Source organism: Pseudoalteromonas phenolica, assembly GCF_005876835.1.
GTDB lineage: Bacteria > Pseudomonadota > Gammaproteobacteria > Enterobacterales > Alteromonadaceae > Pseudoalteromonas > Pseudoalteromonas phenolica_B.
This window is the reverse complement of record NZ_PPSW01000045.1, coordinates 1-24378: the sequence shown is the minus strand read 5'-3', so window position 1 is coordinate 24378 and position 24378 is coordinate 1. Positions and strand designations below refer to the sequence as shown.

At 44.4% G+C, this 24378-nt stretch carries 16 protein-coding genes; 3 read left to right on the top strand and 13 right to left on the bottom strand.

Annotation, left to right across the window (positions count from 1 at the left end; genetic code table 11):
- Window positions 1–2: 2 nt before the first annotated feature.
- The 8 genes from C1E24_RS19565 to C1E24_RS19530 form a co-directional block, all read right to left on the bottom strand.
- Window positions 3–989 (bottom strand): DUF2333 family protein, encoded by a 987-nt coding sequence (locus C1E24_RS19565; RefSeq protein ID WP_138484400.1) that lies wholly within the window; start codon window positions 987–989, stop codon window positions 3–5.
- Window positions 990–998: 9 nt separating this feature from the next.
- Window positions 999–1502: a copper chaperone PCu(A)C gene (locus tag C1E24_RS19560; protein ID WP_138484398.1), complete on the bottom strand. Its 504-nt coding sequence runs from the start codon at window positions 1500–1502 to the stop codon at window positions 999–1001.
- A 77-nt stretch (window positions 1503–1579) separates the two neighbouring features.
- Window positions 1580–1903, bottom strand: coding sequence for a hypothetical protein (locus tag C1E24_RS19555; protein WP_058028692.1), 324 nt, complete (start codon window positions 1901–1903; stop codon window positions 1580–1582).
- A gap of 38 nt (window positions 1904–1941) precedes the next feature.
- Complete coding sequence (locus C1E24_RS19550) at window positions 1942–2142, bottom strand: PspC domain-containing protein (protein WP_138484396.1); 201 nt, start codon at window positions 2140–2142, stop codon at window positions 1942–1944.
- A 78-nt stretch (window positions 2143–2220) separates the two neighbouring features.
- Complete coding sequence (locus tag C1E24_RS19545; RefSeq protein ID WP_138484394.1) at window positions 2221–2910, bottom strand: PspA/IM30 family protein; 690 nt, start codon at window positions 2908–2910, stop codon at window positions 2221–2223.
- Window positions 2911–3377: 467 nt separating this feature from the next.
- Window positions 3378–4355 carry a tRNA dihydrouridine(20/20a) synthase DusA gene (dusA, locus tag C1E24_RS19540; RefSeq protein WP_138484392.1) on the bottom strand — a complete coding sequence of 326 codons (978 nt, stop codon included), beginning with the start codon at window positions 4353–4355 and terminating at the stop codon, window positions 3378–3380.
- A gap of 177 nt (window positions 4356–4532) precedes the next feature.
- Window positions 4533–5543, bottom strand: a complete 1011-nt coding sequence (gene galE, locus C1E24_RS19535) for a UDP-glucose 4-epimerase GalE (RefSeq protein ID WP_138484391.1) — start codon at window positions 5541–5543, stop codon at window positions 4533–4535.
- Between the two features lie 77 nt (window positions 5544–5620).
- Window positions 5621–6487 carry a hypothetical protein gene (locus C1E24_RS19530; RefSeq protein WP_240722059.1) on the bottom strand — a complete coding sequence of 289 codons (867 nt, stop codon included), beginning with the start codon at window positions 6485–6487 and terminating at the stop codon, window positions 5621–5623.
- Window positions 6488–6711: 224 nt separating this feature from the next.
- Between C1E24_RS19530 and C1E24_RS19525 the strand changes: the two genes are divergently transcribed.
- The 3 genes from C1E24_RS19525 to yjjG all read left to right on the top strand — a co-directional run bounded on the left by C1E24_RS19525 (window position 6712) and on the right by yjjG (window position 8943).
- On the top strand, window positions 6712–7611 hold the full coding sequence (locus C1E24_RS19525) for a phosphoribulokinase (protein ID WP_138484389.1): 900 nt from the start codon (window positions 6712–6714) through the stop codon (window positions 7609–7611).
- Between the two features lie 101 nt (window positions 7612–7712).
- Window positions 7713–8249: an inosine/xanthosine triphosphatase gene (gene yjjX, locus C1E24_RS19520; protein ID WP_138484386.1), complete on the top strand. Its 537-nt coding sequence runs from the start codon at window positions 7713–7715 to the stop codon at window positions 8247–8249.
- 7 nt (window positions 8250–8256) lie between these two features.
- Window positions 8257–8943 (top strand): pyrimidine 5'-nucleotidase, encoded by a 687-nt coding sequence (gene yjjG / locus C1E24_RS19515; protein ID WP_138484384.1) that lies wholly within the window; start codon window positions 8257–8259, stop codon window positions 8941–8943.
- Window positions 8944–9000: 57 nt separating this feature from the next.
- Here yjjG and C1E24_RS19510 read toward each other — a convergent pair whose 3' ends face one another.
- The 5 genes from C1E24_RS19510 to C1E24_RS19490 all read right to left on the bottom strand — a co-directional run bounded on the left by C1E24_RS19510 (window position 9001) and on the right by C1E24_RS19490 (window position 24341).
- Window positions 9001–9279 (bottom strand): hypothetical protein, encoded by a 279-nt coding sequence (locus C1E24_RS19510; protein WP_138484382.1) that lies wholly within the window; start codon window positions 9277–9279, stop codon window positions 9001–9003.
- 49 nt (window positions 9280–9328) lie between these two features.
- A complete protein-coding gene (gene rlmB / locus C1E24_RS19505; protein ID WP_058028683.1) occupies window positions 9329–10066 on the bottom strand; it encodes a 23S rRNA (guanosine(2251)-2'-O)-methyltransferase RlmB in 738 nt (245 codons plus the stop codon).
- A gap of 5 nt (window positions 10067–10071) precedes the next feature.
- Window positions 10072–12618 carry a ribonuclease R gene (gene rnr / locus C1E24_RS19500; RefSeq protein WP_138484380.1) on the bottom strand — a complete coding sequence of 849 codons (2547 nt, stop codon included), beginning with the start codon at window positions 12616–12618 and terminating at the stop codon, window positions 10072–10074.
- 592 nt (window positions 12619–13210) lie between these two features.
- Window positions 13211–17287, bottom strand: a complete 4077-nt coding sequence (locus tag C1E24_RS19495; protein WP_138484378.1) for an OmpA family protein — start codon at window positions 17285–17287, stop codon at window positions 13211–13213.
- Window positions 17280–24341 carry an SdrD B-like domain-containing protein gene (locus C1E24_RS19490; RefSeq protein WP_206078147.1) on the bottom strand — a complete coding sequence of 2354 codons (7062 nt, stop codon included), beginning with the start codon at window positions 24339–24341 and terminating at the stop codon, window positions 17280–17282. Before C1E24_RS19490 ends, C1E24_RS19495 begins: the two co-directional genes overlap by 8 nt.
- Window positions 24342–24378 lie beyond the last annotated feature (37 nt).

Genomic DNA, 24378 nt, shown 5'->3' with positions numbered 1-24378 from the left:
TTTTATCCTTGCGCTAGAAGTTCACTGAGTTCAATAAGAGCTGCATTTGCTCTTGATATATAGTTTGCCATTACCAGCGAGTGGTTAGCAACAAAACCAAAGCCATTACCGTTTAAAATCATTGGACTCCACACGGATTCTTGCGTTGACTCAAGCTCGCGAATAATTTGCTGTAAACTAACTTTAGCATTCTTTTTCTCAAGTACATCAGCAAAATCATGTTCTACTGCTTTTAAAAAGTGTAATAATGCCCAAGTTGCGCCGCGCGACTCATAAAAAACATCGTCAATTTTCCACCATGATGTTTTCACTACATGATGACTAGGTACACTAGTAGCTTGGTTTGCAGCAGAATCACCAGCGAGATCTGTATTAACTCTATCTTGCCCTACACTAGCACTTAACCTTTGACTTAAACTACCTAAACGTTTTTCAGCTTCTTTTAACCAGCCGCGTAGATTATCTGCACGAGCATAAAACTGGCTCTCTCTGTCTTGGGGATTAGCAATTTGTGCGCGATACAACTTTAGCTGCTCAATCCCCACTTGATACTCGCCTTCAGCACTTGGCCATAACCATGCTGTAGAACTGATATTAAATTGCGGCTGGGCTTTTTTTAGCGCAGGATGTTCTGTAGATTGAGATTGAGAGCGGCTGAAGTCTTTTCGCATCGACAGAGCCAAGTCACGCACCATTTCAAGGGCACCATATTCCCATGCTGGCATATCATCCATTAACACACTAGGTGGCATTTTATCATTTGATAAATACCCACCAGGCTTATTCAGTAAGGTTTCGCTCACTTCAATAAGCGCTGTTGACGTAACATAACCAGGTACTAATTTAACTTGTTGCTGCTCAGCAGTTTGCTTAGCCTTTTCAACGACATTGAATGCCGCAGGCTCAAAACTCCAGTAAACCGCGATTAAATAGCCGATTACAACTAAACCGGCTAACCCGCTTATAATTTTTCCTAAATGCTGTTGCATAAACCCTCCTTAATGGTGGCTATGATGAGAATTTTTTGGCTTTTCAAAAGTATCTTTCAAAGATACGACTTCTACAAAACTATACAGCCTGTCGCCGTTATCAAAATATAACGTCAACTTACGCTTTTCACCGACTTTTAATTTATGCTCAGGCTCAAAAGCCATTAAATGAAAACCACCTGGCTGAAACACGATTTGTTGATTCGCTGGCAGTTCAACTGACTCGACTCTTTGCATGCGCATCATGCCATTCTTGTGCACATGCTCATGGATCTCAACACGCCCAATACCACGAATCGTTGCTTTCTTTAGAAAAACTGATTTGTCCATTGGGTTATGAATAGTGAAATAAGCTGCTGTTGATTTTGCCGCTGGTAAGAATGTGCGAATTTGTGCGTCTGTCACCATGAGTTCTTTTTGTACGTGACTATGGTCGTGACTGTGACCTTCATGTGCCTGCGATAAACCAGAAAGTAATAGTGCCGCCGCCAGAGAAAGGGTTCTTAATAACATGCTTATTCCTTTGAAAAAAGTTTAACTTGCAACATCATAGCATGAAAAATCAAGAAACCCTTTGATCTGGTAGAGATCTAATATGCTGGAGACTCTTCCTTAAGTAACCAAGCTAATCCAACTAACATAAGCAATGGCAAAGCAATAAAGATGGAATTAAATAATAATGCTAACACTAGCCCAATGAGCACAACTAACACCAGTCCAATTACTCCGACACTCACTAATGCCACCAGCGCGATCACAGCGATAATGCCTGCTAAGAGCGCGAATAACTCGATACCGACCCAGCTTATTTCCCAAATAAATTCAGGCATCGCAAAGAACATAACAGGTGTTTGAACCCAGCTTAATGCGCTAATAAATAGTAATGCAGCTAATAAAATCAATGCTGTTTTCATAATTACCTCCTACGTCTTTACAACTTAATATCTAGCAATTACTGCTTTGGCCACAGTACAGCGCATAATCCATATGCCATCACCGTTATCATTGGGAACTTCAAAAATACCAACAAAGTTAATACTCGAGTTAGCCATACTGGTAAATCAAAACGTTCTGCTAGCCCAGCACATACACCTGCAATTTTCTTTCTCGCTAAAATACGACGACATGTTTTCGTTGTTTGTTGCATATTCATAACCTTACTCCTGAAAAATTAGGGAGGCGCCTCGTTGCGCCGAGCCTGTCAAAACGAATTAATACCTAGAAACTTTGCTTACTGCGCAGAAGTTGATGCTTCTGAAGCCTGCTTACCTGACACTTTTTGCTTAAGTGCAGCAAGCTCTTCACTTAGCTTTTCGTCTTGCTCCATTTGTTGGAATTCTTGATAAACATCATTTTTACCAATATCGTAGCTTTCAACTTGTGCTTCGATGCGCTCCACTTTCTGTTCTAGTTGTGAAAAGCGTGCGCAAACATTTTGTACTTCTTCACTATTTAACGTGCTACGAACTTTTAATCTTGCTACTGCACTATTTTGTGCTCTGTAAAATTGCTGCTGTTTTGCTTTTACCTCAGCAATTTTATTACTTAGCCTAGCGGCATCTTCATTCAGCTTGTGCAGCGCATCTTCTAATTGTGCCGCTTGCTTTTGGTTGTCTTCCTGAGCGTCTACAAGCTTTTGCTTTTCGATAAGTGCCGATTTTGCTAGATCATCACGACCTTTACTTATCGCTAGCTCTGCTTGCTGCTGCCAACGTTCGATACCTTTTGCAAAGTCATCATGCTGGCGAGATAAGCTTTTTTGCTCTGCGATGATCTGTGCAGCAGTTGAACGGCATTCAGCCAAGGCATCTTGTAACTCACTCTCAATCTGCGCAGTCATTTTTTGTGGATCTTCTGCTTTGTCTAAAAACGCATTAATTTCTGATTTAATAAGATCTTCAATTCTGTCGATTAAGGCCATGTTCTGCTCCTATGCATTTGGCAATTGGGTTACTAGAGCTATTCCAATCTTTGTGCCAAAAGATAAAGTCAAATTAAAACAAGCACTTAAAGTTTTACAGGAGTTTTTATAGAAGAGACAAATTTCATGATTTCGTTAAATAAACTAAAAAGTAGTCAATTTAGTTAACAGGTAGTAATTAGCGAGTTGCGAGTTGCGAGTTGCGAGTTGCGAGTTATCAGGATAAGCCAAATCCTTCGTCACCCTGAATTTATTTCAGGGTCTATTTTAACAATAATGAATCCTGACCTTCGTCAGGATGACAGTATTGTTATTGTTTACGGCGACAATACAACAACAGCAAAGCCCAGATATGTAGGCGCGGGTTTACCCCGCGTATTTTTACACGAGACTAAGAGTCATCACATATGAAAACAAAGAAGCCGCTTAGGTAAGCGGCTTCAAAGGCATTTTTAAACTCTAAAAATTTACAGTTCAGGCACGAACGTCAGTGCTTTTTCCATTACCTCAATACCAGAACCTTTTTTATGTCCATTCTCTGATAAGTGACGTCGATACCCTCGCGCACCCGGTTGGTTTTGGAAAATACCTAACATGTGGCGAGCAATATGCCAGAAGTTTGCACCTTCGCTCATTTGCGCTTCAAAGTAATCATACATACTGCGGACCACTTCATGACGCGTTTGTGTAAACGCTTCACCACCGTACAAAAGCTCATCGACCTGCGATAACATAAATGGGTTGCTGTAAGCTTCACGACCGACCATAACACCATCAATATGCGTTAAGTGATGCTGACACTCTTCAATGGTTTTAACGCCACCATTAATACTGATATGTAAATCTGGGTAATCTTTTTTCAACTGGTATACACGCGGGTAATCAAGCGGTGGGATCTCACGGTTTTCTTTCGGACTTAGCCCCTGTAACCAAGCCTTACGCGCATGAATGATAAAGTCATCACAACCCACATCTTTAACCGCTTCAATCAGCGTGGTTAAAAACTCGTAGCTATCTTGCTCATCAATACCAATACGTGTTTTTACCGTGACTGGTACATTCGTTTGCGCTTTCATCGCTGCAATACACTCAGCCACCAGCTGCGGCTCAGCCATTAAACACGCACCAAAACGACCGTTTTGTACACGATCAGACGGGCAGCCTACATTTAGGTTAATCTCGCTATAACCATATTCATCGGCTTTCTTCGCGCACTTTGCCAATGCTTCAGGGTCTGAGCCACCTAGCTGCAGCGCCACAGGTAATTCATGCTCACCAAATGCCAAATAATCGCCTTTACCAAACAAAATGGCACCGGTCGTGATCATTTCTGTATACAGCACCGCATGTTTAGACAGTTTTCTATGGAAAGTTCTGCAATGACGGTCAGTCCAATCCAACATTGGGGCAACAGAAAAACGGCGGTCTAGTGCTTGAGTCGTCACAAATTACCTCTAACTATATGATCTTAATGCAAAGCATTTAGCTGCTCTGATTGTATAGGGTTTGAATTAGGCATAGCCTAAAATTAGCGGGAAATTATACCATTCATTATTAGATATAAAAACGGCCACATAATGTGGCCACTTCTACTTAGGTAGAAAGCTAACTATAGCAAAACATTAATATCCGTTCGGATTATTGCTTTGCCAGCGCCAAGTATCTTCCATCATTTCATCGATACCGCGCTCTGCTTGCCAACCTAGCTCGTTAAGTGCTTTTTCTGGTGCTGCGTAACACGCTGCGATGTCACCAGGGCGACGCGGTTTAACTTCGTAAGGAACTGGCTTATTAGCCGCTTTCTCAAAAGCGGTGACCATTTCGAATACTGAATAGCCGTTACCTGTACCCAGGTTGTAGATATGTGCGCCTGCTTCTGCGTTGATTTTATTTAATGCCTTTAAATGACCAATAGCTAAATCGACAACATGAATATAATCACGAACACCAGTGCCGTCTTTGGTATCGTAGTCGTCACCAAAAACACCTAGTTGCGCTAATTTACCTACCGCTACCTGTGAAATGTAAGGTAGTAAGTTATTAGGAATACCATTTGGATCTTCACCAATACGGCCAGAATTATGTGCGCCGACAGGGTTGAAGTAGCGTAAAATTGCAAACGCCCAACGCGGGTCAGATTTAGCAACATCTTGCAGTACCATTTCAACCATCAGCTTAGATGTACCATATGGGTTAGTTGTACCACCCACCGGGAAATCTTCACGAATAGGTAAGCTTGCTGGGTCACCATAAACCGTAGCCGATGAGCTAAATACCAACTTAAATACACCCGCATCACGCATGGCATCAAGTAAACTGAGCGTACCTTGTACGTTATTTTGGTAGTACTCAATTGGCTTTTGAACTGACTCACCGACCGCTTTTAAGCCAGCGAAGTGGATCACTTGTTCTACACCGTGCTTTGCAAATACCGAATCTAAGAATGCTTTATCTAAAATATCACCTTGGTAAAAACTTGCTTCTTTACCTGTGATCTCAGCAACACGCTTCAATGATTCTGACGATGAATTACTTAAGTTATCGACAACTATCACTTCGTCGCCTTGATTTAATAGTTCTAAAACCGTGTGTGAACCAATATAACCCGCACCACCTGTTACTAAAATTGCCATCACTAGCTCCTAAAAACTGTTTGTCCTAAATATAATGGGTTAATTGTAACTAACATCAAAAAAGATTGCTTTGAGAATTACAATTTTTGACAAACAAATGCCATTTTTCCTTGCTTATAACTTAATCGGGTAATTTGTGAATCACAATACGAAGTAAAGTTATGCCACTGAGACACTTGTTTAGGCTGCTCAATATTGCGTGTATAAATACGGTTATCAATGGCATAAGCAACGGTATCTGAATCAACCCAGGTGTAATCTCGTACTTGCTTTGGCATCACAAAGTGTTGTTTAATTTGCTGCGTTTTAGGCGAGAAAGTCGCAAACCAGTGCTGGTTACCTTCTTGATATGTGAACGAGTAAAGCGAACGTTTTTCGTTATACGCCAAACTCCTGCCAATATCACCCGCAACTACTTTCGGTAAATGACCGGTTAAATCTGTGTATTGCAGTGTATGTGGCTCACCTAGGATAAACATCACTAAATCTTCTGTCTTACCCCATGCGTGGTAACCAACCGGCTCAATATGGTCAAAAATGCGTTTTGGTGCTTTGCTTTTATCGAATGGATAAAACCATAGCTTCTGCTTACCATCAGCTTCAACAACAATGCTAGATAAACCCGCCTCATGGGGATATAACGTCGGTGAGTACTCAGAAACCGGCGAGTTCGTTAAATTCTCAGCGCTGGTTTTATTAAAATCGTAAAAGAATAAGTCCATCTGGCTTTTATCACCGTCACCGACTGATTGCGTAAAATAGATGCCGTCTTCTGTCACTAAGGGTTGATTGTGATAACCCTTTGCACCCGTGATTGGTTTCACCTTAATGCCATTTTCAAGTTCTGTCGCCAAATAAATCTGGCTACTAGGGAACGTATTTGCAAGTACTGAACCAGTGAAAACTAAACTGCAACTGACAGCTAAAGCCATTTTTTTATACATGGAAATCCCTTAATTGGTCATGCTTTTTTATTGCTCTTTTTAGCAAATGAGCGGAAATATGTCTCTATCATAGCGAGGCTTTTGCATTTCACCAAAAACAAAACACAACCAAAGCACTCTAAGAGCACTGAATTTGAAATGCTTGCTATCTCTTAACCTTCAGGTAACATCAAACGGGTAAATCACCTATTTGCGCTTATAATTACAATCATTAGCAGGTTAATATGTCTCAAAAACACCCGATCATTGCGATAACAGGTAGCTCAGGTGCCGGCACTACCACTACCACCAATGCGATTAAACATATTTTTCGCAGCCTTGAGGCGAATGCTGCTTTTGTAGAGGGCGATAGTTTTCATCGTTTCACCCGCCCAGAAATGGACAAATTAAAACGAGAAGCGCTGCAAGAAGGCAAGCATATCAGTTACTTTGGCCAAGAGGCCAATGACTTTGCCGGTCTTGAAACCTTGTTTGCAGAATATGGTGAGCATGGCATGGGTAAACTAAGGCGCTATTTACACACCTTTGATGAAGCCGTGCCTTATAACCAACTCCCCGGCACCTTCACCCCCTATCAAGATTTAGAGCCTAACTCTGACATGTTGTTTTATGAAGGGTTACATGGTGGTGTGGTAACTGATGAACACGACGTTGCTAAGCATGTTGATTTACTGATTGGCATGGTACCTATTGTTAACCTTGAGTGGATCCAAAAAATGATCCGCGATACTAATGAGCGTGGCCATTCTCGTGAAGCTGTGATGACCTCTATTGTTCGAAGTATGGATGATTACATTACCCATATTACGCCACAGTTTTCTCGCACACACATTAACTTTCAGCGCGTACCAACCGTTGATACCTCAAATCCATTTAGCGCCAAAGATATCCCTTCTCTCGATGAAAGCTTTGTGGTTATTCGCTTTCGTGGTATCGATAACGTGGACTTTCCTTATTACCTGCAAATGATCGATGGCAGCTTTATGTCTCGAGTCAATACTTTGGTTGTTCCAGGAGGAAAGATGGGTCTCGCGATGGAGCTTGTATTAACCCCGCTGATAAAAGATCTGCTGGTAAAAAAACGGGCGCTGGAAAATATGGCACCGGTTGATTTACCCATTTAGAGAGCAATTCAACGATTCATTATTTCTAACATTTAAAACATAGTTAAGTCGCTCATAAAACATTAGACTAGTTGCTCAACTGATAAAAGGAGCACGGGATAATGCCTTCTTTAAAAATACTTGTTGGCTCACAAAATCTGGTCAAAGTGGCCGCTGCCAAAGAAATTTTCACACAGTACTTTCCTGAGCACACGCTTGATTGCCAAGGTATGCATGCCCCAAGTGGCGTGCCCGATCAGCCTTTAGGAGAAGACGATACTCGTATCGGTGCTGAAAACCGCGTTAAACATCTTATAAAACATCATCAGGCAGATTTTTACTGCGCAATGGAAGGCGGTGCAAATCAGTTCAGCTATGGTCCAGCCACTTTTGCCTTCGTGGTAATTTCAAACGGAAAACACACCAGCATAGGTCGTAGTTGCAACTTGCCGCTACCACAATCGGTTTATGATAAATTGCTGGCGGGTGAGGAGTTGGGCCATGTGATGGATGATTTATTCAATACCGAAAACATCAAACAAAAAGGCGGTGCAATTGGTTTACTAACCAATCATCTAGCAACCCGTGAAAGTAGCTATACACAAGCTTTATTACTTGCGATGGCGCCATTTAATCACCCTGAACTCTACAATAAGTGATAGCACGATGCAGTACACACATATTTTATTTGATGCAGACGAAACCCTATTTAGCTTTAACGCCTATCTAGGTTTGAAAACCATGTTATTAAACTATGGTGTTGAATTCAGTGAGCAAGATTATCAAGGATATAAAGACGATAACGCAGCGCTTTGGGTGCAATATCAAAATGGTGAGATTAATGCTGAAACGTTGCAAGTCACTCGCTTCACAAAGTTAGCGGAAGAGCTCAACGTCAAACCACAAGAGTTAAACGACGCATTTTTGGATGCCATGGCAGAGATCTGTCAGCCATTGCTAGGCGCTAAAGCCCTGCTTGAATCACTGCATGGCAAAGTAAAACTTGGGATCATCACCAATGGTTTTACCAAATTGCAGCAAAAACGTTTAGCCCATACCGGCTTTGCAGATTACTTTGAAGCTTTGATCATTTCAGAGCAAATTGGTAAAGCAAAACCGGCACCTGAACCTTTCGAAGCAGCATTAGCAAAACTGGGGAATCCAGATAAAAGTAAGGTGCTGATGGTGGGTGATACCTTAGAAAGCGATGTGTTAGGTGCAAGTCGTTTTGGCATTGATAGCTGTTGGTTACAACACGAGGGTGTTGAAGGTAAAAACGGGGTTGAGCCAACCTATACGGTTAGCTCCTTGTATGAGTTAGCAGAGTTATTAGCTGATAAAATTGCTGCGTAGGTAAAGATTTAAACATTGCGCGATATAAAATCGCGCCTATAAACCCACAGCTGAAAACTATCTGTAGGCTTGGCTTATGCCACGCACAGAAACATAAGCGCGATGTAAAATCGCGCCTACAAATCCAAAGCTGAAAACTATTTGTAGGCTTGGTTTTATGCCACGCACAGAAACATAAGCGCGATATAAAATCGCGCCTACAATTCCAAAGCTGACAACTATCTGTAGGCTTGGCTTTATGCCACGCATAGAAACATAAGCGCGATATAAAATCGCGCCTACAATTCCAAAGCTGACAACTATCTGTGGGCTTGGCTTTATGCCACGCGCAGACACAAAAAAAGCACGATATCAATCGTGCTTTTTCATATATTTATCTTATTTCTTAAAGGCTACGCTGTCGTAGCACTTCAAATAAACAAATGCCCGTTGCTACTGATACGTTCAAGCTTGATACCGTACCAACCATTGGGATTTTAACTAACACGTCGCAATGCTCGCGTGTTAAGCGGCGCATACCGTCACCTTCAGCACCCATAACAATGGCCATCGGGCCTGTTAGATTCGCATCGAACACATGGGTATCCGTTTCACCAGCGGTACCAACAACCCATACACCGGCTTCTTTAATGTCACGTAATGTACGCGCTAGGTTAGTTACTTGAATAAGTGGTACGGTTTCCGCTGCGCCACAAGCAACTTTACGGGCTGTACCATTAAGCTTTGCAGACTTATCTTTTGGCACAATCACGCCATGTACTCCAGCCGCATCTGCACTACGCAAACATGCACCTAAATTATGTGGATCAGTAACACCGTCTAATACTAAGAAGAAAGGTGTTGCTTCACGGGCAATGATCTCATCAAGATCTTTTTCGCTGTACTGACGCGCAGGTTTTACACGTGCCATGATGCCTTGGTGCTGCTCACCATTGGCTTTATTATCTAACGCTTTACGCTGCATAAATTGTACTGAAATGCCAAATTTACGCGCTTCATTAATTACAGGGTTCAAACGCTTATCTTCACGACCTTTTAATGCAAAGATCTCTAAAAAGCGCTCAGGTTCATTCGCTAAAATTGCTTCGATAGAATGAAAACCAAAAATTAATTCACTGCTCACTGTCTTTATTCTCCTGCGCTCGGTTTCGTGCGTTTGCGGGCATTTTTACCTGGACGCGTTTTCTTTGCTTTGGTCTTTTTAGACTTTTTAGCACCCGTTGGGTTATCAAGTGCTGCCTTCTTGGCTTTTTTTAGTTTGCCTTTAGGCGTCGTCTTTTTGCCTTTTTTAGGCTTTTTACCTTGTTCGTTACGTTTTGAGCTGCGCTTGGCATCATGGCTCTCGCCTCGAGTTTCACTCGCTTGCTCACCCGACTTAGTCGATTTACCCGGGATTTTACCTGCTTTAAGCTGCTCTCGCACGCTTGGTTTACGACTCGGTTTATCTGTCGAGCGACTTGTTGAAGGCTTAGCTCTTCGGCGCGCATAGCGGTCTTGCACTAACTCACCCGCAAGCACCAGATTGATACGGCGTTCGTCTAAACTGACTGACGACACTTGCACTTGTAACTTGTCGCCTAAACGATAAACCTGATGACTGTGCTCACCCACAAGGCAATGTTTCGCACCATCAAAATGGAAGAACTCATTGCCCAGTGTCGACACATGGATCATGCCATCGATTTGTAACTCGTCTAGTCGTACAAATAAACCAAAGTTAGTCACCGATGAAACAACACCGCTAAACTCACTGCCAACATGATCTTGCATAAACTCACATTTCAGCCAGTCGGCTACTTCGCGAGTCGCATCGTCTGCACGACGCTCAGTCATTGAACACTGTTCGCCTAACTGATCGGCTTCATCATTTTCATAGGCATATTCGCCAGATGTTTGTTGACCTTGTGATGCTAAAATAGCTTTGATCGCACGGTGCACAACCAGATCAGGATAGCGTCGGATTGGTGAAGTAAAATGCGCATAGGCTTTTAACGCCAAACCATAGTGACCAATGTTATCAGGCTGATAAACCGCTTGTTTCATTGAGCGGAGCAACATGGTTTGAATCAGCTCTTGCTCTGGACGCTCACCCAATTGTGCAAGTGCTTCGGTCAACTCTAATGGAGATGGGTCGTTAGCAAGATTACTTTCAATACCCAAGTCATTTAAGAACTGTCTAAAGTGGCTCAGCTTCTCTTGATCAGGCTCGTCATGCACACGGTACAGTGCTGGCGCTTCATGCTTTTCAAGCAGTTTAGCCGCAGCGACGTTTGCTAAGATCATACACTCTTCAATGAGTTTGTGTGCATCGTTACGAACAACAGGTACGATTGATTCAATCTTACGATGTGCGTTAAACACAAAACGTGTTTCAACCGTTTCAAACTCAATCGCCCCGCGCTGCTGGCGAGAAGACTTAAGCGCCATATACATTTGGTGCAAATCAGTGAGATGAAGCACTTGCTCTACATATTGCTCACGTAGCACTTCATCGCCTTGCAAAATGCTGTGTACTTTGGTGTAAGTTAGTCGTGCATGTGAATTCATCACCGCTTCGTAAAAACGATAACCCGATAAATTACCGGCTTCTGACACAGTTATTTCTGCCACCATACATAGGCGGTCTACTTTCGGATTCAGTGAACACAGGCCATTTGATAACACTTTTGGCAGCATAGGGATCACTTGCTCAGGGAAATATACTGAGTTACCGCGCTCTATCGCTTCTTTATCAAGCGGACTGCCTTTTGGCACATAGTGCGAGACATCAGCAATCGCGACCCATAAACGCCAGCCACCTGACTTTTTGCGCTCACAGTAAACTGCATCGTCAAAATCTCGGGCATCTTCACCGTCTATGGTCACTAGCGGTAAGTGACGTAAATCGACACGCCCTTTTTTATCTGCTTCTTCTACAAATTCGCCATGCTTTGCAACTTGGTCAACGACTTTGTCAGGCCATTCATGGGGAATATCATGGTTGCGAAGTGCCACTTCAATTTCCATGCCCGGTGCCATATGGTCACCCAGTACATCAGTCACACGACCCACTGCATTCATTTGACGACTTGGACGCTGTGTGATCTCCACTTGCACCATTTGGTTGTGACGCGCACCACCTTCGGAGCCTGGCAGAATAATAATATCTTGCGTGATCCTTGGATCTTCTGGCACCACCACCGCAGAGCCATACTCGACGAAGTAACGGCCTATAATCGGCGCGCGCTCACTTTCAAGCACACGAACAATACGCGCTTCGACTTTACCGCCACTGCCGCGACTGGCCGCCTTTGCAAGTACGATATCACCGTGTAATACCGAGTTCATCTGGTGTTTAGCAATAAACCAATCTTTTGGCTCACCTTCAACGACTAAAAAGCCAAAACCATCACGATGCCCAATCACACGACCTTTCACTAATCCATCGTCAGTTGGGATCACGTAGCGCTTAAATTTATTAAAATGCAGCTGACCGTCACGCTCCATTGCACGCAAGCGACGCTTAAATGCAATTTGTCGGTCTTCTTCAAATACATTAAGACTGCTACAAAGATGGCTAAACGTCGTGGCTTTCGCTGGGGCTTTTTTGATGTGCTCTAAAATAAACTCGCGGCTTGGTACCGGGTTATCGTATTTTTCTTGCTCTCGTTGGAGATGGGGATCCTGTTTTGTCATTCACTGCTATTTTCGAATAAAGTTACCTCTATTCTAACGCACTTCTGAATAATGACCTAACTATCAAGATGAAGCTTTTATAAACAATTTAGTTTGAAGCGAAAATAAATAGGCTTTTGTCATGAAATCGGTTGTCGCCGTCAACGGCGACCTACAAATGCGCGATATAAAATCGCGCCTACAATTCAAGTGCTTGTTTTAACTGTAGGTCGTGGCTTTAGCCCGACAAAGCACAGAACCTAAATTTAAATTGTCGCCGTGAACGACGACCTACAAATGCGCGATGTAGAATCGCGCCTACAATTCAAGTGCGTGTTTTAACTATAGGTCGTGGCTTTAGCCCAACAAAACAGAGAACATAAATTCAAATTGTCGCCGTAAACGACGACCTACAAATGCGCGATGTAAAATCGCGCCTACAATTCAAGTGCGTGTTTTAACTATAGGTCGTGGCTTTAGCCCAACAAAACAGAGAACATAAATTCAAATTGTCGCCGTAAACGACGACCTACAAATGCGCGATGTAAAATCGCGCCTACACGCCAAACTCAGTTAAAAGCCTGTAGGCTTGGCTTTATGCCACGCTCAAAACTTAGAATTTACCCACTATGTTGATAAACCAACCTTTTGAGTCGTAATCTAAATCGGTGAGATCATCAGAGAAGTCGGTAAAGTTGTAGCCCACACCTAACTTCATGTGTTCACCAATGTGGCGATGAATACCAATTAACGCGCCTTCGCGTTGATCTTGTGCCAAGTCTACGGCTAGGCGGCGCCATTCTAATGTAGCATCCCAGTTATGCTGTAAATGGTAGTCGGCTCTAAACACTTGGAGTGATGCAGTTGAGTCGAACCATGGACTGTTGCCATCACGCATACGCATTTCACCATGACGCTCAGCGAGTTTAGTGCCAAAACGCCATTTAGATGTGAGCTGATAATTCACGTCCACCGCCCAAACTCGGCTGCGTTGCTGTGGTGTATTATCAAGACCAATACCATTTAACTGGCCAGCGGGAGCTAAATCTTCAAGATAGGTCACTGACGCAAGTCCCGACCAAGGGCTCGCTTTTAATGGTCGATATGCAACTCCAAACTGTGCTTCAGTAAAGTCGCTATTCAACGCGCCCACTTCGGCTTGTTGAGATGAATCACTCTTCGCCCAATCAAAGCGCAATTGTGCGCGCCAATCTTCGTTTAAGTTGGCACGTAAGTTTTGACGCGTTAACCAAGACGTACGAGTTTGTGTGCTGTCTTGATCTTCACGATATTCAATGGCACTGCGCCACTGAAAAATCGGCGAGGTATAACTAAGTGACAGTCCTGTGCCATCGCGCTGCACTTTGCTGGTATCACTTTCTAGCTCACCCGTCTCAAAGTTCACCCCCACCAGCCAACGACTATTAATTTGATGATCAATACCATAAGCGTGAGTTAGCCCCTGTTGTTGCGCTTGTGATTGCCATAACTGCTCGGCATACATGCTGGTACTGTCGTTAAAACGATGCTTAGCCCCCGTTACCCAATTTTTCTGCTTGCCTTGAGTAATAATGCCGCCATCAGGGTCATCACTAAAATCTACATAAAGGTTACTTTCTGGCGCATAGTCATAGCTGACACCGACTTTTCCAGCCAAGCCCAAGTTACCGTCAGAGATTTCACCATTAAGAGCCAGCTTTTCAGTCAACTGAATTTCACCACCTAGACCGACACGATTATTACTCAACCTGCTCGACTCACTATTCAAAGTAGCTTGCACAAAGCCATAGGCCTGCCAATCTGTCGCACCTTGGTAGTCGAGTTGCACAACAGCATCGGTGCGCGCGCCTTGATCTAGGTTGAGCGGCGAAGGTGTTGAATTAGCAAGCACCTGTAATGGCTCTCTATCGTCATGACGAATCCCCGCGGTTGCTTGCCAATTGTCACTCACCTGATGAGCAAAATTCACTTCTACTGCTTGACGCTGTTCAAGGGCTTGTTGTTTATTTTGATCGGCTTTGACGATTAACTGAGTGTCATCACTGAGCTCAAACTCGCCTTTAATACCCGCAAGTGTAGTATCGGTGCGACTGGTTTGGCCCACACCCGAGAAGCCAGCTTGCATTTTTTGCCAATAGAATTGCAGACGCGATGCCTCTTCTGCCTCATCATTATTTTGAGTAAATAAGTCGGCCAGAGAGAATGCCGCTTCAATGCGCTGCGCATTGGCTTTTACAGGTAACATGCCCGATTGCACCGGATTAAAATTCATGCCGCCATTAAATGAGTTCAGTGTTTCGCCAATACCCTCTGACTGCGCTACTTCAACTTTTACATAGCTGTGCTCGCTCAGTCGATAAGTGGCATCTAGGGCATATAAGCTGTCATCATGACTATCGAGTTGCTGTTCGCTCAGTGTCGCGCCCACTTTCACTTGCTCGGTTAGCCAATGACTAACACGCGCACCGTAAGAGAGGTTGTCGAGCTCATCAAAACCTGGGGTAAATTCGTATTGCGCCGTTAAGAATACCGGATTGGCATCCATGGCTGCGGCGCGCACCACCAGATCGTCTTGTTCAAATGAAGACAGCGGACGATTAAGAATCACTCGGCCTTGCAACGCATCAATGTCGTAATCTTGCCCTGCCATCAACGAGCGTCTTACGAGTACTAAGCCTGAGGTTTTGTCACGTACTTCAATGGCAAGCTGCTCAGAGCCGCGCACAATATCTTGATGCTGTAAGTAATAGAGTGAGCCGCCTGTCGCGCGATGAGACTCAAACGCAGGCATGGTTTCGGCTTGGGCTACAAACACTTGCGCTTGGGTGCTTGCATCCATAAAACTGGTTTTTGCTTCGCTCTGATACTGAGTTTGTAAACCGTATAAGCCGCGCTCAACTCGCGCCAGCTCGGTATCTTGGATCTTAGTAAAGAAGTTACCCCACATCAGGTGCGAGTCATCTTTGGCGATTTTTAAATACACTTTACCGTTTGAAGGCGCATCATCTTGCACTACTGAATCGTCGCCATATTCGGCTGGGTGTTGCTCTTCTTCTAAGCGACGGAACAGGCTATTTGGATCTTTTTCATGTAACCCAGATAGCAGTTTATTGACTGGCTGCTCTTGGGTGTCGATCCGAGCAGTGACCTTGTATTCGTCGCGCCATTTACCTGTGATGTAACCGGCTAAACGACCCGTTGCGAATAAATTGTCATCTTTATTGTGATCGCTAGAAAGTAGCTCAACAGGCCCATTGTGACTGTTTTGACCCAGTGTCAGATCAGCCATCGCCACATAAAACCAATCGCTTTCTGGCAGCTCCAAGTCGCGGTGAATTAAATGGCCGTTACCGTCACCATCAAGTACCGCAACTTCGGCACGATGGAAACCGGTATGGACAATTTGTTGATGCACAAACTTACGCTCACGGGTAATGGCAACGGTGCGCCCTAAGAAATACACGTTATGGCGATCTGGCACTTGCTCACCGTACAGAGTCAACATGCCGCCATTGAGCTTGATATTCTTTTGTGCAATCTGCGACTCGCCGTAGGCGGTCATCAAGTAGCCATCGACTTTGTCAGCTTCGACCGCAAAGCGCGGTCTAAAGTCCACTTGCTGCATTTGTGTATCGTCGTAGCGACCGTGTTTGTCGTATACACGCAGGCGATACTGCAAACTCATGCCTAACAAATTGCCCGGTAGTCGCCATTTGCCATTGTGATTTTTGTCTAATTTAACCTTGGTTAGAATTGAACGACCATCCGGCGCCATGATCTGCACTTCGGCATAATCAATAAATGCATCATAGTTGCTGTAACCACGCAAGTGCATCATCAGGGTATTGCCCGACTTAGTGAGTGCATGCTGCACACTCAAACGCGGAATAAGATTAATTGGGTCGTATTTCAGTTGCAGTTGCATGTTGGCTAATGCAACGTCAGCACAACGCTGTTCATCAGCGTTATTACTGCTGTCTTGATCAGAAAACGCTTCACCATCTAATGTGATCATCATAGGTGCTGCATTAGCAAGCGCGCCCTGACAAACCAGATCACGACTCGGCATTGCGCCCATTACTTCACGGGTTTTGGTTTTTTCTTCAATGTAGACGGCAATGACTTCTACGCGACGGTTTCTCGCCATCCCCTCAAGGGTGCCGTTATCTGCGACTGGCTCGTGGTTCGAGCGACCTTCTGTGGTGATCACCGAAGGATCGAGTTCTAACTGCTGACGGAAGAACTCCGACACAATTTTCGCTCGGTGTTCAGACAGACCTTGGTTGGTTTTATAGATCTTTTTCGCTCTCGGACTTAAGCGCTGTGAATCGGCATGACCAATAAAATGAATACGCAGCTGCTTTTTACCACGTAAAAAATCCACAATACGATTCATTTCACGACGTGTTGAGCCGGTTAAGTAATGCTTACCCGATACGAAGCGAATGGCCGACTCTTTTATAAACTCCGCTTTATGATCGCTTTGCTCAGTGTAATCTTCTTGCACCGTTTTAGGGGTCGGTGCGGCTAGACCATGAAATACAAAGTGCTTTTGTACTAACACTTGCTCGGTGTTTTTCGCCACCCCAGCTTTAGGTAGTACGGGTTGCGCTTCCTCAGCCTGCACATAAGCTGGCAGGCCCAAAACTAGCCCAAGCATAATTGGGCTCAATGAAGGGTATTTAGTCATGGCTTGTCTCCTGCGTTTTAGAAGACAAGGTAGGAATTGCTACTGGGGTCATTTCTGTTTCTATGGTTAGCTGTAATTCTCTGAGCTCAGCTTGTTCGCTTAGCCAGTGCTTTAAGTTGTTCAGTTTTTGATCTGTCTGTAGTGATGGCTTGGCTTGATAAGCCATGCGGATCACCGTTGGACGCGTATCTAGCGCATCAAGTAATGCCACTAAACGTGTTTCGTAATTATCAGCAAGTTGGTTTTCAACAAACGCGCTTGGTGTCAGTTGAATACGCGCCACTCGGTGAATATTGGCAGCAAAATCAACTTGCTGTGATTTACCACGCGTTAAACGCACTACGCGTGGGTTTTCAGACACAATACGTACACCAGACGGTAAGCTACGCTCATCGACTTTAACGATGAAGTTGCTACCACGTACCGCATTTGGAATATCGGCACAGGCTAAGTGATAACGGCCATGCTCGTCGGTGGTGATCCACAAGCCTTGTGCCGTGGCTAGACGCACCGCTGGCAGGCCTTTTTCATTGCCGTCTTGGTAGCCATTACGGTTAAGGTCATTAAACACCTTACCGCTTAAGTCACTACAATCGAAGACCGGATCTGGAATAACGCGCACAGCCGCAGTGGCAATATTTGAAATACGCCAGCCGCTATCGAGTGAATGCTGACCGCCAATAAACTCGCTCCATGCTTGGTTAATATAAGTGCCTTGGCTTACACCACTACCCACCACAACCATCAGCTCGATGTTTATCACTTGCTCAGGAGCCAGGCTGTAACTGTGCCAACGTAGTACGCGACCAAGTACTTCAGGTTCTTTGGCAAAACCATCAACACGAGCACTACCCGGCACATATTTCAGGCCAGCTGGTAGTTGGTCGATTAAAGAAAGTGGCGCTAATGTCTCACTAGAGCGGTTCTTGTAGCTGATCTGATAAGGCACTAGCTCACCAATCACCACATCTTGTTTTAATGCGGTTTTACTTACCTGCACCATGTCATCGCCGTACGGGTCGAGCGGAATATGGTTATTCACCACATTGCCAGATGGCAACGTAGGGTCAATATAGAAACTCATATAGTATTGAGTACTGGTGTTGTTTTGAGTGATCTGATCTGAATGTGCCACACACGCGCTCGGATCATGAATTGGGGCATCTAACTGTGGTACCAACTCTTCAAAATGCACCAATATAGGTAGCTCACTCGCACCTGCGGTTAAGGTGTTTTCACATACAGGGATCTGTGTCGATCCTCCCGCTAAGTAACCAACCGGCTCGGTGACTTCTAAACGGTAAATACCCGTTGGTGCTTGCGCGAAGAATAAGAACTGATAGAAACCATCTTCTGCGGTCGTCTGTTCAACGTTCGCACTGCCACCAACCAAGTGTAGATCTGGTTCAAAGCCTGCAGGGCCGATGATCTTCACGATCGCACCTTGAATTGGCTTACGCGTTTGCGCATCGTACACTACACCCGATGGGTCAATAGGTAATGACTGGTTGTCGACCTCTTCTCCGGCACTTAAACGAAGGTTTAAGATGGTGCCTTTTTCGCTCGATGCGTCAGGGTCATCAGTCACTGGCGTGCCGTAAATAACCCCACCTTGAGGGTGGCGGAAACGAATTTCATAGGTACCAACTGGTAGGCCTGCAAACGTGTAGCGACCATTTTCATCTGAGGTTGTTGTCGCCAGTGGCTCAGCATCAAGTGGATTTGCTTCACCCGTTTGCGGATCTAGTAATAGCTCGACTATCCAACCAGATTGACCGTTGTTGTCGTCTTTGGCGCGGTTATGATTTTTATCGAGCCAGACTAGGCCACTGATACTTGCAGGGTCCATCAGTTGCTCACCGAAGTTATAGTCTACGGCATGGGTGACATGCTCGGTGATCTGAATGTGCTTTAGTTCGTCATTTTGCTCTTGTACACCGCCAATACTACCGATGCTGTCTAGACCATCTTGAGTATTCTCAGGTTGCGTTTCGGTGATAGTAAAGCCTTCGCTACCACTCAGTGGCAGTTGCTTAAACTGATAACGACCATACCCGTCAGTCAGTACTTCACGTTGCACTGGTTGACCGTCTAAGTCGGTCCCCGAAATGACTAGCTGTGTATTCGCAAGACCCAGCTCATTACTTTCTTGAGTACCATTGTCATTTAAATCGACATAAACCGTACCGCTTAAATGACTACCACGTTCAGCAAAGTAGTAGCCAGCTCCTTTTACGCCAAGCTCAAGATTGATGTTTGTGAAGGTATCCTGACCGACTTCGCCGCCTAATGAACCAAGTTGCTCTTCGCCGTCTAGCCATGCTGATGGTTGAGTTTGAGTAATGCTGTATTGGCCAGGACGAAGGTAGTCGAACAAGTATTCACCTTGCTCATCAGTGCGCACTGTCAGGTTCACTGCTTCACCCTCTAAGGTTGTGCCCTCTAAGATGATCTCAACATTACCAACACGTAGCTGCTCAGAATCATTAAGCACACCGTCTTCGTTGCTATCAACGTATACGGCGCCAGCTAATGAAGCTCGAGGTAGCTCAGCAAAATTATACATACCGAAGGTTTGTAACTCTTTTAGCTCAACCGTAAAGATGTCGTCGCGGCCTTTCGAGTTGGCAAACACTTCTTCGTTAAGTGACTCAGAACCATCGATGTAATCGCTTGGCTGAGTGGTCTGCGAAATCGCATAACCTTGCTCATCACTCGGTGCAAGTTTTTCAAAACGATACTGACCGTTTTCGTCGGTGATGGTGGTCATTTCAATCGACTTACCACGGTAGTCATAGCCTATTAGCGTGATTTCACTGTTGGCAATTGCAATCTCTGACATATCGTCTGCTAGTGTTAAAACACCTTGGTCTTGTTTATCAACAAACACATAACCCATCACCGTAAGACCATACGTTTCTGTGAAGTCTATGTTGTTGATCTGCTGTGCTGATTTTAATACGCCAACATAAATAACATCTGTTTGCGCTGAGTTTTCAACTAAGGCGCCAGCAATATAATCTAAGCCATCGAGGTAGAACTCAGGTTGCGCTTGGCTTATCTGATACCCGTTGCCATCACTTGGTGGTAACCCAGTAAACTGGTATGCGCCATCAATATCAGTTTGAACCTGACGCTCTAGCGGCTGACCAAATAAGTCACTACCTTTTAGCGTTAATGCCACATAAGCAATTGCACGATCTGCATCACTTGCAAATGTACCGCTGTTATCACTATCGACATAAACATGACCGGCAATGCTACCCGCTTCAAGCTCAGCAAAGGCAAGCCCAGCTTTTTGTTGTTCAGACGCAAGTGTGATACTGATCTGATCGTTGTTTTCAGCAAGTACTTCGCCTTGATCAGACTCTTTACCATCAAAGTAACCTTCTGGTTGAGACTGAGTTAATACATAACCTTGCGTGTCACTGGCAGCAAGCCCTTCGAACTTAACAATACCTTGCTCATTTGTTGACTGTTCAAGCGAAACCTCACGACCATAAATATCAGTCCCGACTAATGTCACAGTAACAGCCGGTAGGCCCAGTTCACTGTCACTTGGTACACCATTCTGATCCGCATCTAAATAAACCTGTGCAGCAATGCTGCCTAATTCATTAAATTGCTCAGTGAAAATCAGCGACGTTTGCTGCTGACCCGCATTCAGAACCAGATCAGAGATCAAATCATTTTGCTCTGAAATACGTTGCGTATTTAAGTAGTCAGCACCATCAATATACTGTGCTGGCTGTACTTGGCTTACTTGATAACCCTTAGCATCAGATGCATACAACTGCTCGAAGTTAAAGTCACCTTGCTCATCAGTCTGGGTAGTAAGCGATACGCTTTGACCTAATACATTTTGACCTGACAGTTCTATGGTTACTTGAGGTAACACGACGTCTTGTGCTTCAAATACACCATTTTGAGCAATATCCACAAACACGCGACCCGATATCTTAGCGGTGTTTTCAGGCAACTGCTCGGTTAGTAACAATGACGTACGTGACGCCGCAGTGATGGTAATATTTGCAATCACATCATCCACTGTTGCAACTTGCTTACCGTCAAGATAATCAAGCCCGTCTAAGTAAGGCGCAACTTGCTGATGCACGAGTTGATAACCTTGGCTATTCGATGCAAATAATTGCGTAAATTCAAAACGCCCTTGTGCATCTGTTTGCACCGATAGAGACACATCACGCGCTAATAGATCTTTACCCGTTAAGGTGATCTGAGCATCAGCAATGGCGATATCCTGTTCATCGAAACGACCGTTCTGATCAATATCGACAATCAATTGCCCAGAAATAACCGCTTCATTGGCAGGTAAGCGCTCTGTCATGTCATACACAACCGTCTCTTGTGACTCAAAACGGATGCCATGGGTATGCTCAGTGTCAGGCTGTTTCGCTGTGCGTGCGCCATCTTGGTAATCAAAACCATCACGATATGGCGACACAAGTGCATGTGTGATCACATAACCTGCGCTATCTGCTTCATGTAAGCGGGTAAATTCAAAGCTACCTTGGACATCAGTTTGCGCAGTTTGATTGACGTCACGACCATATTGATCTCGACCTGTAAGAGTCACAATCACCTGTGCTAATGCGGCATCGCCTTTAGCAGCCTCTAATTGACCATCTTGCTCGGTATCAACAAACACAGAGCCACGGATCGTTTTAGCGCCATCGTTAGGTTGCTCTGTGAAATCAATATTTGCTGTCAGCGTTGTTTCAGTTAGCTTCACTACAATGGCGTTATTCCCTGCATCTAGCTGGGTTGTTGACCTTGCGATGGTTAAGTAATCAAGACCATTGCTAAAGCCACCAGATCCCGCTGTAACTAAGTAGCCAGCATTATTCGCAGCAGTTAAGTTGGTGAAGTTAAATTGACCTAGCTCATTGGTTTGCGTCTGGAACGTTACGGTACGACCATAAATATCTGTACCTACAAGTGAGATTGACACAGCCGATAGCGGTTTATCTAATTCAGCAGCTTCTAACTCACCATCTTGCTGAGCATCAAAGAATACACGACCTGTGATTTGACCTTCGCCCACATTTGGTGCCTCGGTGAAATCAACTCTTGCTTGCTCATTCGAGCCATTTAGTTGCACTAAAACAGTGTTATTTGCTGTTTCTGATACCACCGTCGCACCCGCAATGGTGAGGTAGTCTTTACCATTTATAAAGCCCGCAGCAACCGCAGCAACTTGATAACCCGCATCATTTGCAGCTGTTAAACCAGTGAACGAGTAAGTACCGTCAACTTTGGTTGCTTGAGTGTGCGAAACTGCACGACCAAACTTGTCTTTACCTGTCAGCGTTATAGTGATGTTTTCAAGGGCTTTATCAAGCTCTGCCGCTTCAAGCTCACCGTCTTGTTGAGTATCTAAGAACACACGACCAGATATGCTGCGTTGCTCTGGTTCAAGTTGCTCGGTGAAGTCTACGGTTGCTGAGCGTTTATTGGCTGTTAGATCAACCACAACTGTATTGCTTACTGTTTGCGATTCAGTGCGACTTGCACCTACAACCAAGTAGTCTTTACCGTCTAAATGATTTGTCAGGCCTGACTGTGTTGCTGTCACGCTGTAACCATCAGCATTCGCTTCGGTTAAATCTGCAAACGTGTACTGACCATTAACATCAGTAGTGCGTGTAAGTGACACCGCGCGACCAAACTTGTCTTTACCTGTCAGGGTCACTGTGATGTTTTCAAGCGCTTTATCTAGTTCATTAACTTCAAGTTCGCCATCCTGCAAGGTATCAAGGAATACGCGACCTGGGATCGAATAAGCAATTGTGTCTAGCTGCTCAGTGAAGTCTACGGTTGCTGAGCGTGTATTGGCCGTTAGATCAACCACAACTGTATTGCTTACCGTTTGTGATCCAGTGCGATTTGCACCAACAACCAAGTAGTCTTTACCGTCTAGGTGATTTGTCAGACCTGACTGTGTCGCTGTCACGCTGTAACCATCAGCATTCGCTTCGGTTAAATCAGCAAACGTGTACTGGCCATTAACATCTGTTGTGCGCGTCAGTGATACATCGCGACCGAATTTGTCTTTACCAGTCAGCGTGACTGTGATGTTTTCAAGTGCTTTGTCTAACTCAGCCGTTTCAAGTTCACCGTCTTGTAAAGTATCTAGGAATATGCGACCTGATACTTCGTAACTAACTGGCTTAAGTTTTTCAGTAAAATCTATGGTTGCTGATTTGTTGGCCCCCGTTAGATCAACTTTGACGATACTGTTTGCCGTATTCGACTTGGTTCGAGTAGCACCAATGCTTAGATAGTCTTGACCATTTTCATTCAACGCATTGCCAGAGAATGCAGCTGATACGGTATAACCATCAGCATTGGCTTCGACTAGGTTATCGAATGCATACAAGCCGTTCACATCTGTGGTTCGGGTGAGCGACACTGCGCGGCCAAAGATATCTTGACCAGTTAACGTGACAGCGATGTCTTTAATAGCCTCATCTAACTCGGCTGCTTCTAATTCACCGTCTTGCAAGGTATCAAGGAAGACACGGCCAGATACTTCGTAATTAACTGGTTTCAGTTTTTCAGTAAAATCTACGATCACTGACTTGTTCGCGCCACTAAGATCGACGTTTACAGTACTACTATCAACGTTTGAGCCAGTGCGATTTGTGCCAATGGCAATATAGTATTTACCAACTTTATGCGCTGCACTACCTGAGAATGTAGCTATGACTGAATAGCCATCTTTGTTTGCTTCTGTTAAGTCTGCAAAAATGTACTGACCATTGATATCTGTGGTGCGTGTTAGTGACACCGCACGACCGAACTTGTCTTTACCCGTTAAAGTTACTGTGATGTTTTCTAAAGCTTTATCAAGCTCAGCGGCTTCTAGTTCACCATCTTGTAACGTATCTAGGAATACGCTACCTGAGATCGAATAAGGAATTGTGCCTAGTTGCTCTGTGAAGTCCACAATTGCTGAACGTGTATTTGCAGTTAAATCAACCACAACCGTATTGTTTGCAGTTTGCGATCCAGTGCGATTTGCACCAACAATCAAATACTCTTTACCGTCTAAATGATTTGTCAGACCTGAC